Source organism: Colwellia sp. BRX10-3 (assembly GCF_014077505.1).
Lineage (GTDB): Bacteria > Pseudomonadota > Gammaproteobacteria > Enterobacterales > Alteromonadaceae > Cognaticolwellia.
In genome coordinates, this window is sequence record NZ_JACGWA010000006.1 from 53,549 (window position 1) to 66,354 (window position 12,806).

Genomic DNA, 12,806 nt, shown 5'->3' on the forward strand with positions numbered 1-12,806 from the left:
TTAATACTGTCATCTGTGCGCTATCGAACTGATAATGAGCCGATAATAACGATCACCCTAATGAGATGGCTAATCTTCTTCATCTAAAGTCATAAGTGACGTATTACCACCAGTAGCGGTGGTATTAATACTGATAGCTTTTTCTGTTAATAATCGTTGAATTAAATTATCAAAATATTTTGAACTGATCACCGGTAAAATTGCACCTTGACGTTCTGCTAATTTCTCACTGATATAATGTTTACGGTCGCAATGACTATCAACAACAACACCTGATAATCCAGGCTGTGCCAGCAACGTTGTTAAATGGCATAACCGGGCAATTTGAAAAACATTCTCATCTTCCCCTGTTGCAATAAATTCATCTCTAAAAGCTATTGCTTCATCATAAAACAAGTCAGAAACAACCGAGATCACGGTATTACCGGTTGCCAAAGCCGTTACGACAGAAAGCAACCAAAAGTGAAAAGTAACATTTTCGTCAGCAAAACAGATTATGTTGCCACGATTTTCTAAATATAGAATATTAGACTCACCTGTTGGACCCGGTAAAACTGTTGGTTCCTTCAAGTGTTTTTCAATATCAATTAATTGTGAGCGCGCCGCTTTTAAAGTATGCGTTAAATCGTCTGCTAAATTATCAATGATATCGATATGAGCTATTTTTGCTAACACTTCGCTAAGACAAGATATACGGGTATTTAACTCGGTCAAGCGCCAGATTTTTTCTGCTGTACTAGCTCTGTCCATAAATAATACTGCTTCCGCATCCGTATCGCTGTTTGAGGCTTCTGCTTGCTGTGGTAATAAATTAAGTTTCTTGGCACCGGGCGGTGTTATTTCTTTAACTAAACGCGTTAAATAATATGGGCCACCTGCTTTTGGCCCTGTACCTGAAAGACCACGACCACCAAAAGGTTGCACACCCACAATAGCGCCAATTATATTGCGATTTATATACACGTTACCTGCTCGTGATAGCTTCGCCAAATTTATGGCTCGCTGTTCAATGCGGGTATGTATACCCATAGTTAAGCCAAAACCTGTGCCGTTAATATCATCAATGACTTTTTCTGTTTCATCGCCTTTAAAGCGTACAATATGAACACAAGGGCCAAATACTTCCTGCTTCAGCACGCTAATATTTTCTATTTCATAAAGTCGTGGCGCAAAAAAGAAATGTTCGTTATCTGCTATTTCATTTGTTATCTCATCAGCAATATCGCATTGGTATAATAGTTGACCATGGGTTTTCATATAGTCACTGTGGGCATTGAGTGAATCTAGCGCTTTTTGATCAATGACAGGTCCTACGTCAGTACTCAGTTTTTCGGGGTTACCCACATGTAATTCTGCTAATGCGCCTTTAAGCATTGTAATAACATTATCAGCAATATCTTCTTGTAAAAATAACACTCGAAGTGCAGAACAACGTTGACCAGCAGATTGAAAACCTGAAGAAATAACATCATCAACGACTTGTTCAGGTAGGGCCGTAGAGTCTACTAACATACAGTTTTGACCACCCGTTTCAGCAATAAAGGGCACTTGATCAACGCCTCTATCAGCCAATGTTTGCGAAATTATAGTCGCTGTTTTAATAGAACCAGTAAAAATAACCGCTTGAATAAGTGCATTAGGAATAATAACACTACCGACATCACTACCCTTTGCAATAACCGCTTGTACAACGCCATGTGGTAATCCAACAGATGTCATTAGTTCAATAGCGCGCAATGCAATTAAGCTTGTTTGCTCGGCTGGTTTAGCTAACACCGTATTACCCGTAGCAATTGCAGCAGTCACTTGTCCTATAAATATAGCTAACGGGAAGTTCCAAGGGCTGATACATAACACCACACCACGGGCTGCTAAACGATCATCTTCTGCAAGTTCAATCGCTTGTTGTGCATAATAGCGACAAAAATCAACCGCCTCTTTGACTTCATCAACACCATCTTGTGTCGTTTTCCCTGCTTCCTTGATGCATAAGGCAATTAACTCGTCGATATGATGTTCAAAAACATCGGCAACACGGCATAATAAGGCCGCACGTACAGATACAGGCGTTTGTGACCAAGAAGCAAATGCGTTTTGCGCTGTTTCGATCATCGCGAGCATTTCATCCTTGCTGTGATGTCGTTGAAAACCAATAATTTCACTACGCTTTGCTGGGTTTCTAATAGCGATAGACCCTTCTGGTACATCATTTTCACAGAACAAGTTATTCACAAGCCAGTTATCCAGTGATGTTTTTAAAGGGGTTACTGTATTGATATCTGTTAAATCTAGGCCCTTGGAATTATCTCGACCGACACCTTTTTCATCATGGTATAACGCGATGGGTTTGATTATCTGGCCGTTATATTTGTTTTTTAAGCGATGCATTTTTTCAACGGGATCGCGAAGTAAAGATTCGACCGGTTGTGACTCATCAATAATGGCATTAACAAAAGAAGAGTTAGCGCCATTTTCTAACAAACGACGCACTAAATAGGCGAGTAACTCTTTATGAGGACCAACCGGCGCGTAGACGCGACATTGAACATTTTCATTGGTAACAACTTGATCATATAACGAGCCACCCATGCCATATAGACATTGAAATTCAAAACTTGTTTTGTCATCGCCCGCCAGTTCAAGAATAGTAGCGACAGTATAGGCATTATGCGTAGCAAACTGTGGAAAAATGGTATCTCTATATTCTAATAATTTTTTCGCACAGGCTAGGTAAGATACATCAGTAGAGGCCTTGCGAGTGAATACCGGAAAATGCTGATAACCACCTTTTTGGCTATTTTTAATCTGAGTATCCCAATAAGCACCTTTTACTAAGCGCACCATCATTTTTCGGTCAACACGCATGGTTAGTTCACGTATCCAGTCAACTATAAAAATGGCGCGTTTTTGATAAGCTTGCAGGGCCATCGAAAAGCCATTCCAACCTGCTAACTCATCATCACTAAATACCGCTTCAATTACATCAAGGGATAGTTCTAATCGCTCAGATTCTTCCGCATCAACAGTTAAACCAATATTGTAGCTTTTGGCTTGCAAACAAAGTGCTTTAAGTTTGGCAGCAGCTTCAGCCATTACCCGTTCTTTTTGTGCAAATTCGTAACGAGGATGGATAGCAGAAAGCTTAACTGAAATGCCAGGCACTTTGCGAGGGTCGTTCTTACCCGACGCACGAGCAACTGCGCCAATGGCATCTATAGCAACTTGATAAGCTTTAAAATACTTTTCAGCGTCGACCATGGTGCGCGCACCTTCACCAAGCATGTCGTAAGAATATACGAAGCCTTGCCGCTCATCCTTGGCAGCATGATCAGTGGCTTCTTGAATCGTTTCGCCCATAACAAACTGCTCACCCATAATTTGCATGGCGTAGTTCATTGCCTTACGAATGACGGGCTCACCTAATCGACCAATAACCTTCTTCAATAAACCAAAGCTATCTTTTTCGCGTTCATCAGCATAGTCAACCATCGTTCCGGTAACGAATAACCCCCAAGATGAGGCATTAACGAACAGTGAATCACTGCTGCCTATATGACTGTCCCACTGCCCTTTAGATATTTTGTCACTAATTAGGGCATCTTGAGTAAGCTTATCTGGTACACGTAATAAGGCTTCGGCTAAACACATCAACACCACACCTTCTTCACTTGATAATGTGTATTCTGCCAGTAAGGCATCTACCGCACCGTTTCCCGATTCGTCTCTACGTATTTTTAGAGACATTTTACGGGCTTTTTCCCACGCCCTGCTTGCAGCATTATCGTTAACTTCTGCCAACGGTAAAATATGCTCTACCGCAACACTTTCATCAATACGATAGAACTCGCGAATTTTTTGACGAATAGGGGACTCCGTGATGTTTGAATTATTAAAAAGCATATGCTTCACCTCAATATTTTTTTAAATAATGTTTTGCAATTACATAAGTAAATTACAATTTAATTTACTGCTTCGATTGAATGTAAAATTCAGCTGGTGTGAATCCACAGAAGCTCATATTATAATTAGAGTACTCCTCATCATTTTTATGCAGATTAAGTTAATATTTTTCGCTAATGAAAATAGCGGTAAGACTGACCAATTAAGCCCCGATCACTAAAATATCTGAATGTACTTTGTCCCATAGAAAAGCACCTAACCTAAACATTTTTTTACGCTGAATAAAATTGAATTTGTGCCAGTACTATCGCTGATTAGTCGAGAACTGATTGCGCTGCGACCGTTTAGGATTAAAAGGTTAAACAAAATGCGGCAGCTCGAATTAACTGAGACGTTTTCATCAGAATTCTCCAAAATAATGGGGCTGTTTATGTGTAATTTATTCGACTCGACTCAATTGAATTTAGTCTCCTAATGTTTTGACTAGTAAAACAATACGCACTATTGATCTGGAAGTATGTACTCTATCACACTCACACAAATTGCAAGATTCTGGGGCTTCCTATAAGGATTATCTTACACTCTGTGTTTTTTTTGAGTGCAACGGGTTTAGCGCCTTTTCATGTTTTATATATTTAAAATAAATTAGTTAGTATTGATTGAATAGATATTTCGGCCTTGGTTTTGTAGCTGGCAAATTTCAGGGTAGAATTCCAACGGCAGGTATGGCGGATCTAGAGCCAGTCAGGGTGAGGAATGATTATGGGCCGTCTATTCCCTCTTACATCTCATAGCTACCGTTCAAGTTATTATGGGTGGTTTGATTAGTAGTTAATGTGTACCTGACCCCACTTAATTACTAATTTCCACTTCGCTTAGAAAGTTTTTGGGCATTATTGCCTCCTCAATGTGTTGAGGAGGCATGCACTAAAACGGAGGGAAATCAATATTACGTTTCAAGTGATTGTTATAGTTACTATTTAACTTCCTTTCTTAAAGGTACTAAAACTTCACCTTCAACAGTAATTGTAGTTTTTCCATAAATATACGGGATATAAAACCAAGAACTATGTATGGTTGCATTTTTTAATGCAACGCCACCTTTTCTTTGTTCTATTGCACGATCTAATGCTTCTTCGGCACTGGGATTACCTGTAGGGATAAATATAATAATATGACTTGAATCTTCACCTTTTACCCTTTCATTATCAGATGTAGCTGTAGCTAACTCTTCTTGTGATATGTTTTTTGTGGAAACATAAGTCAAGTCAGCTATTCTATGCGAACAACCTGATAAAAACATGCCGACAAGAACGGATGAGGCTAATACTATTTTTTTCATTTTATTTCCTTGCACTCGAAATTGAATAATACGTTAGAGCTTGAGTGCTTGAAACCCTAACAGTTAATACCGCGGTGGTTGAGCATCTTTCTGGCCTTGGATAATAGCTTTATTCGTAATCCACCTTATCAATGAGTTTTATAGAGACCGCAACATACAAACCCTATTCCGAGATTTGAACTCTACAAATAGGTACTGTGCTACAAACCATATGCCGAGAATTAAATACTCTAAAAGCAAAAAACCCGCTAATCTTTCGATTAGCGGGTTTTTCTTAATGTGGCGGTGAGATAGAGATTTGAACTCTAGAAGGGCTACAAACCCTTGCCGGTTTTCAAGACCGGTGCTTTCGACCACTCAGCCATCTCACCTGAAGTTCAAAAGCATTGCTGCTTCAGAACGGAGCGAATAATAAAGGCTCGAAATTCTCTTGTAAAGGATTTATTCTATAAAAAAGTTTGTTTGCTAAAAAAACCAACAATTTGCCATTTATTTGAACAAATTCAGTTAATCTTTATATTTAAGGAAAGCTTGTGAGTGAAGAAAGTCTTTGTCGCTGCCACTGGTTAGACACGACAAAACCTGATTACGTTGCTTATCATGATAATGAGTGGGGAGTGCCGGTTTATGATGATCAAAAATTATTTGAATATTTAATGCTTGAATCAGCACAAGCTGGTTTAAGTTGGTATACGATTTTAAAACGTCGTGATGGCTACAGAACCGCATTTGACAATTTCGACGTTAAAAAAGTGGCCCTATTTAGCGATGCAAAAGTTGAAGAGCTGGTAATTAACAGCGCTATTATTCGCCATCGAGGTAAAATTATTGCGGCTATTAATAATGCCAAGCTATTTATTGATATTCAAAATGAGTTTGGCAGCTTTAGTAATTATATGTGGGGCTTTGTTGGCCATAAAACTATTGTTAATAATTGGGCAGAACTGGGCGACTACCCTGCTACTTCTAAAGAATCTGATGCTTGGAGTAAAGATTTAAAAAAACGTGGCTTTAAGTTTGTAGGTTCAACTATTTGTTATGCGCATATGCAGGCTTGTGGCATGGTTAACGATCATAGTAATGGCTGTTACAAACGCTCACAAATTATTGATGAATTTCAACAAGGTTAAAGATAGTAATTCAAAATATAGCATGCCATAATATGTCAATGTGGCTAATAGTTAATTATTACCTATACAGGTAAAATAAAGGTTAAATATTTGATTTACCCTTGAACTTTTGACATTTGCCCACATCTAAAAAATATATTTAGCATACTTAGAGGAAATTTTATGCAATCAAATATTAGTGTAAATGCTAGTAGAAGTTCAGCGATTGAAATTAACAAGGTTTTGAAAAACACCTATATGTTACTTTCGATGACTTTGGCGTTTAGTGCCGTTACAGCTGGTGTTTCTATGGCAATGGGCTTGTCTCATATGGCTGCCCTAGTAATGACCTTAGTTTCATTCGGATTATTATTTGTTGTTAATAAGAATGCCGATAAAGCGAGTGGTATATTTTGGATTTTTGCTTTCACCGGTTTAATGGGTGCATCTTTAGGCCCAATGCTTAACTATTATGCAGCAATGCCTAACGGCGCTACATTAATTATGCAAGCATTAGGTGGTACTGCATTAATTTTCTTTGCACTTTCTGGTTACGCATTAACTAGCAAGAAAGACTTCTCATTTATGGGTGGTTTTTTAATGGTTGGTTTAATCGTTGCGGTTATTGCAATGGTGGCAAATATTTTCTTCCAAATTCCTGCACTTTCATTAGCTATTAGTTCTGCAATTATTATGATTATGTCAGGTTTGATCTTATATGATACAAGCCGCATTATTCATGGTGGTGAAACAAACTACATTCGTGCAACTGTTTCTCTATACTTGAATATTTATAATATCTTCGTACATCTATTAAGCCTTTTGGGTGTTTTAGGCGGCGATGACTAAGTTAGCAGTTAAAAATCATAAAATGTGATTAGTAATTGTTTATACTTACCGTATAAAATATAAAGCCTCTGTATTGAGGCTTTTTTATTACCAGTTTTTAAACAACGTTAGTTAGGACAAAAGGCATTATATGCAAAACACATTGGCTTTAGTGGTAACCACCCAGCCCAACAGCAACTTAACAACAACCGCGATTAACCTTGTTCGGGCGGCAGTTGAAAGTGGTGTCAGTGTTATTGGTGTGTTCTTTTATCAAGACGGCGTGTTAAATGCGGCTAAGCATTTGTCTATTCCAAGTGATGAATATCAAACATTAAAACAATGGCAACAACTCAACAGAGAATATGGTGTGCCTTTATATTTATGCATTACCGCAGCGGAAAAACGCGGTTTAAGTGATGAACTCAATAACCTTGAACTCTCAAGTATTGACCCTGTTTTTACAGTTTCAGGTTTAGGTGAGTTAGTCGAGCTAACCAGTAAAGCCGAACGAGTGGTGCAATTATAATGTCAGCAAATAAACCAGGTGATAAAACTATCGCTCTTATCAATACCCAAGCGCCCTTTTCAAGTGCTGCTGGTAAAGAAGCACTAGATACCGCGTTAATATTTGGCTCTTACGAACAAGCAACATCGCTGTTTTTTTTAGGTGATGGGGTGTTTCAGGTGATCGGGGATCAAAAAGCTTCAACCATAGATATTAAAGATTACTTAAAAACATTTTCAGCATTAGAATTTTATGACATTGAAAATATATATGTTTGCCAACAGTCTTTAGTCGAGCGAAATTTACCTGAAAATTTTCATATCAGTAATGTCCAGGTATTATCGAACGAGGCTTTTAGTCAACGCTTACATCAGCACAACGTGATTTACAGGTTTTAACATGGCAATGCTACATATTATTAGAAGTTCAGGTTATAACAGTAGTGCATTAGCACAATGCCTTGATATGGTTTTACCGCAAGACAGTATATTATTGATGGATGACGGTTGTTATAATCTAAGTCATAAGTTGTTACTCGATACGCTAGAAAAAAAACCTGAACTAAGCGTGTATTTTATTAGCCTACACGCTGATGCACGTGCACAATTTAGTACGAATAATATATTTATAGCAATCACATTAACCGAAGTAGTTACACTACTTTTTAAACACGACAATTCAATTACTTGGTCATGACAATAATATATAACAATCAAAGCTTAGCCACGGATAAACAAGGCTATTTGCTCGATTTTACACAATGGAATGAAGACGTAGCTGTTTTGTTGGCAAGCACTGACGAAATAGAGCTTTTAGAAGCCCATTGGGAAGTTATTCGTTTTGTTCGAGGGTTTTACTTAACTTACAATACTTCACCTGCTATTCGCGCCTTAACTAAAGCTATGAAAGCAGAATTTGGTGAAGAAAAAGCGAGCAGTCGATATTTATATCGATTGTTTAAAGAAGGCCCAGCTAAACAAGCCACTAAATATGCTGGCTTACCGAAACCGGCAAGGTGCATTTAGTTTCAAATAGATTAGAATACAGAATATATTTGTAAAGCCTTAAATGTTTTGAATAGACGATATTCTGAAGATTTTATACTTTGATATTAATATTTTGTCCGGTATTACCGACCGCAGGTAAACTGACATTGTCTACAGAGGTTGAAGCAATAAGTGCCAACGCCTGCTGACCTTCTAACTCAGTTTGTGACTTTGCTAAATTTGCACTTTTAAGCGCGAGTATAGTTTCGACATCCATAGATACAGAATTATTTGCATTCAGTTCAACTGACATTATCTACCCTACTTTTACGTTGATTATTGTAATTAACTAACTTGGTATAACTATAAATGTTATATCGACATCACACCACATAACTTAAGACTTTATTAAAAATTAGCTATAAAAAAAGCGCTTACCTAAACAGTAAACGCTTATTTAAATAAACTAGATCTACAATATGTTTACCATAGTACCGTTCGAGTTAGTTATGCTTATGTTAATGGCAATGTTGGCACATTAATATCGGCCATTGCTAGCATCACACGAACAACCTGACAACTGTAACCAAACTCATTGTCGTACCATACGTAAAGTACAGCGCGATCACCGTCAACAATTGTTGCTTGCGAATCAACAACACCTGCATAACGTGAACCGACTAAGTCAGTCGATACAATTTCAGTAGATGCGGTGTAATCAACTTGATTTTGTAATTTAGAGTTCAAAGAAATGTTACGTAAGTAATCATTTAATGTTGCTTTGTCAGTCTCTTTTTTCAAGTTCAAGTTCATAATAGCCATAGAAACGTTTGGCGTAGGTACGCGAATAGCATTACCTGTTAACAAGCCTTTCAATTCTGGCAATGCTTTCGCAACCGCTTTTGCAGCACCTGTAGTACTGATAACCATATTCAGTGGTGCACTTCGGCCACGACGCGGCGCAGGATGGTAGTTATCAATTAAATTTTGATCATTAGTATATGAATGTACAGTTTCTACATGACCATTGCGAATACCAAACTCATCATTCAATGCTTTAAGAACCGGCGTAATAGCGTTAGTTGTACAACTTGCGGCAGAAATAATTTTATCATCGGCTAAAATCATGTCATCGTTTACGCCGAATACGATATTTTTAATATCACCTTTAGCCGGTGCAGTAAGTAAAACTTTAGCAACACCTTTAGATTGTAAATGCTGACCTAAACCTTCTTCATCACTCCAGATACCGGTGTTATCAACAACTAAAGCATTGTTGATACCGTAAGCTGTGTAATCAATTTCTGATGGAGACTTGGCATAAATGATTTTGATAAAAGCACCGTTGGCCTTAATAACGTTGTTTTCTTTGTCAATGGTGATACTACCGTTGAAGGCACCATGAACTGAATCACGACGCAGTAAACTTGCACGTTTTTCTAAATCGTCTTCTTTACCAGGACGAATAACAATAGCGCGTAGCTTTAATTTAGCGTTTGGTCCGGCACGTTCAATAAGTAAACGCGCTAATAAACGGCCAATGCGACCAAAACCATAAAGTACGACGTCTTTAGATTCTTGTACGTCGGTACTTTTCGCGATAGAAGATAATTCTTTTTCTAAAAATTGTTCAATTGACAGACCATTTGCTTCACCTTTAAATAAATAACGGTAAGCTAATTTACCTACGTCGATACGCGCAGGAGCTAATGGCATGCAGGCCAATGCTTGCATAAATGGAAAGCTTTCGCGTAAACGCAATTTATTTTCTTCATGTAAAGACACTGATCTGTGTGCTTTAATAATGTCGATAGCAGAAGCATTCACTAGTGGGCGACCATAAATAGAAATTTCGATACCGTCGTTTCTAAATAGTTTTCCGATAATCGGCTGCATGTTTTCAGCGAATGTTTGACGTTCTTGCCAACTAGTTTGATATTGTTCCTCAAGATGAGAAGTCATTGCGTAAACCTTTTATTTCAGTCAATTAAATGATGGGTTATTAGTAATATCGAGATGTAATTAGTAATTACTAAATTCGGCACATATTGTAATCCAACATGAATTATTTCGCCACCAGTTACAAACGTTTTTCAGGGATAAATAGATAAAACGATGAAATTTTATAGAATAGCGTCAATTATGCTTTTATTTATATTGCTAGCCTACAAAAAAAGGATCTAACTTTGCAGAACTATGTGACCAACATACGAGAATTTATCAGGAATTTCAAGAATACACTGATGTAAACAAGAACGTATTGCGGTAGGTTTTTCTAACTTAGTAGATAAAATGGAAGCTAAAGATACTCACAAATTTCAGCAAGTATTTTACCAAAACAATAAAATATATATGTTTCGTACATCAAAAATGGAGTACACAAACTTTAATTCAATAAAATCTTTTATAAAACTTTGCCTAAGTTAATACTGCGATTAAGTAACTGTGTACTAGTTAACTTAGATACAGGTAACCCAGTTACTAAAAGACGGTGATAAAAATAATGATGAACCAATTACAGCAATCTTATAATTGGTTCATCATAATACCTAAACTTAACTTACCTCTTGTATATCACGCGCTTCACTTGACCAATTAACGTGATACTTTTTACCTGTAGCTTGATCTATGCGCTCAAACGTATGAGCACCAAAGAAATCACGCTGTGCTTGCAATAAATTTGCAGGCAGCACTGCACATCGTATTGAGTCATAATATGACAATGCAGATGAAATAGCGCCGGTTGGGATCCCCATCAATGCAGAAGTTGACACTGATTTGCGCCAGTTCAATTGATGTTTACTTAATTGCTCAGCAAAGAATTCGTCCAAAAGTAAATTGTCTAAGTCTGAATTACGCTCAAATGCTTGGGTGATTGACTGTAAAAATGCCGCGCGGATAATACAGCCAGCACGCCAAATTTTTGCAATACTTGCAAAGTTAAGCTGCCAGTTATGTTCTTTTTCAGCGAGTTTCATTAATTGAAACCCTTGGGCATAAGCACATATTTTTGCGCTATAAATAGCATCATGTAACTGTTCAATAAACGCCTGCTTTTCTTTACCTTTCAGTATTATAACTTCTGGGCCAGACAATATACCTGAAGCCTTCATACGTAAATCTTTAAATGAAGAGATAGAACGAGCAAAAACTGCTTGGGTAATAGTTGGCGCAGGTGTGCCTAATTCTAAGCTACTAACCGCAGTCCAAAGCCCAGTACCTTTTTGGCCAGCCTTGTCTAATATAAGATCAACTAACGGTGTTTTCTCTTCACCAACTCGGTGGCGTAAAACTTCGACAGATATTTCCATTAAATAACTTTCTAATGGACCTTTATTCCAAATATCAAAAATATCTGCAATTGCATCACTGGTTAATCCTAAGCCGTCACGGAGCATTTGATATGCTTCACATATAATTTGCATATCCGCATACTCAATACCGTTATGTACCATTTTGACATAATGTCCAGCACCTGCAGGACCAATATAAGCAGCACAAGGTTCACCTTCAGTAACTACCTCACCTGGCTTAGTGCGTTCAATTGGCTTACCTGTTTTTGGATCAACTTTCGCAGCAATGGCTTGCCAAATAGGTTTTATTCTTGCCCAAGCATAGGGTGAACCACTTGGCATTAATGCTGGACCGAATCGCGCCCCTACTTCTCCACCTGAAACAGCTGAAGAAAACAAAATAAAATTACTTTTATATTTTTTCTCCCTCGCAACCGTATCAACCCACAAGCTATTACCCGTATCAATAACAATATCGTCAGGTTGAATACCAGCTCCAATTAAGTTTTCGCAAACCTGATCGACAGGTGCACCCGCAGGAACAGACAATACAATGAGATGCGGTGGTTTTAAGCGAGAAAGTAATTCAGTGTATGATGTACAACCAATAACACGAGCGGTTGAAGAACCACTTTCAGCTTTGTCTTGAGCAATGGCATTTTCGACTTTACTAATATCAAGATCAAAGGCGGCAATACTAAAACCGTTATCAGCTAAGTTAAGCACTAAATTCTTACCCATAACCCCTAAACCAATAAAGCCAATATCACATGTGTTGCTGTTCTGTATCATAAAAAGTCCACAAAAATTAAAGATAATATGCATTATGCCATTATCAAC

At 37.8% G+C, this 12,806-nt stretch carries 11 protein-coding genes and 1 tRNA gene; 6 read left to right on the plus strand and 6 right to left on the minus strand.

Annotated elements, in window-relative coordinates:
- Positions 1-69: 69 nt before the first annotated feature.
- The 3 genes from putA to H4J38_RS10630 form a co-directional block, all read right to left on the minus strand.
- The gene (gene putA, locus H4J38_RS10620) at positions 70-3,900 is read right to left on the minus strand and encodes a bifunctional proline dehydrogenase/L-glutamate gamma-semialdehyde dehydrogenase PutA (RefSeq protein ID WP_182131753.1); all 3,831 of its coding nucleotides are present in this window, start codon (positions 3,898-3,900) and stop codon (positions 70-72) included.
- A gap of 976 nt (positions 3,901-4,876) precedes the next feature.
- Positions 4,877-5,242 (minus strand): hypothetical protein, encoded by a 366-nt coding sequence (locus tag H4J38_RS10625; protein WP_182131754.1) that lies wholly within the window; start codon positions 5,240-5,242, stop codon positions 4,877-4,879.
- A 280-nt stretch (positions 5,243-5,522) separates the two neighbouring features.
- A tRNA-Ser gene (locus H4J38_RS10630) sits at positions 5,523-5,613 on the minus strand.
- 162 nt (positions 5,614-5,775) lie between these two features.
- Between H4J38_RS10630 and H4J38_RS10635 the strand changes: the two genes are divergently transcribed.
- From H4J38_RS10635 to H4J38_RS10660, 6 genes are all read left to right on the plus strand, one after another.
- Positions 5,776-6,372, plus strand: a complete 597-nt coding sequence (locus H4J38_RS10635) for a DNA-3-methyladenine glycosylase I (protein WP_182131755.1) — start codon at positions 5,776-5,778, stop codon at positions 6,370-6,372.
- A 162-nt stretch (positions 6,373-6,534) separates the two neighbouring features.
- On the plus strand, positions 6,535-7,200 hold the full coding sequence (locus H4J38_RS10640; RefSeq protein WP_182131756.1) for a Bax inhibitor-1/YccA family protein: 666 nt from the start codon (positions 6,535-6,537) through the stop codon (positions 7,198-7,200).
- A 130-nt stretch (positions 7,201-7,330) separates the two neighbouring features.
- Positions 7,331-7,708: a sulfurtransferase complex subunit TusD gene (tusD, locus tag H4J38_RS10645; protein ID WP_182131757.1), complete on the plus strand. Its 378-nt coding sequence runs from the start codon at positions 7,331-7,333 to the stop codon at positions 7,706-7,708.
- Positions 7,708-8,085, plus strand: a complete 378-nt coding sequence (gene tusC, locus H4J38_RS10650) for a sulfurtransferase complex subunit TusC (protein WP_182131758.1) — start codon at positions 7,708-7,710, stop codon at positions 8,083-8,085. Before tusD ends, tusC begins: the two co-directional genes overlap by 1 nt.
- A gap of 1 nt (position 8,086) precedes the next feature.
- The gene (gene tusB / locus H4J38_RS10655; RefSeq protein ID WP_182131759.1) at positions 8,087-8,383 is read left to right on the plus strand and encodes a sulfurtransferase complex subunit TusB; all 297 of its coding nucleotides are present in this window, start codon (positions 8,087-8,089) and stop codon (positions 8,381-8,383) included.
- On the plus strand, positions 8,380-8,712 hold the full coding sequence (locus tag H4J38_RS10660; protein ID WP_182131760.1) for a TusE/DsrC/DsvC family sulfur relay protein: 333 nt from the start codon (positions 8,380-8,382) through the stop codon (positions 8,710-8,712). Before tusB ends, H4J38_RS10660 begins: the two co-directional genes overlap by 4 nt.
- 73 nt (positions 8,713-8,785) lie before the next feature.
- Here H4J38_RS10660 and H4J38_RS10665 read toward each other — a convergent pair whose 3' ends face one another.
- The 3 genes from H4J38_RS10665 to gndA all read right to left on the minus strand — a co-directional run bounded on the left by H4J38_RS10665 (position 8,786) and on the right by gndA (position 12,758).
- On the minus strand, positions 8,786-8,986 hold the full coding sequence (locus H4J38_RS10665) for a hypothetical protein (protein WP_220465511.1): 201 nt from the start codon (positions 8,984-8,986) through the stop codon (positions 8,786-8,788).
- Between the two features lie 200 nt (positions 8,987-9,186).
- Complete coding sequence (locus H4J38_RS10670; RefSeq protein WP_182131761.1) at positions 9,187-10,635, minus strand: glyceraldehyde-3-phosphate dehydrogenase; 1,449 nt, start codon at positions 10,633-10,635, stop codon at positions 9,187-9,189.
- A 593-nt stretch (positions 10,636-11,228) separates the two neighbouring features.
- Positions 11,229-12,758 carry an NADP-dependent phosphogluconate dehydrogenase gene (gene gndA, locus H4J38_RS10675; RefSeq protein WP_182131762.1) on the minus strand — a complete coding sequence of 510 codons (1,530 nt, stop codon included), beginning with the start codon at positions 12,756-12,758 and terminating at the stop codon, positions 11,229-11,231.
- Positions 12,759-12,806: the final 48 nt, after the last annotated feature.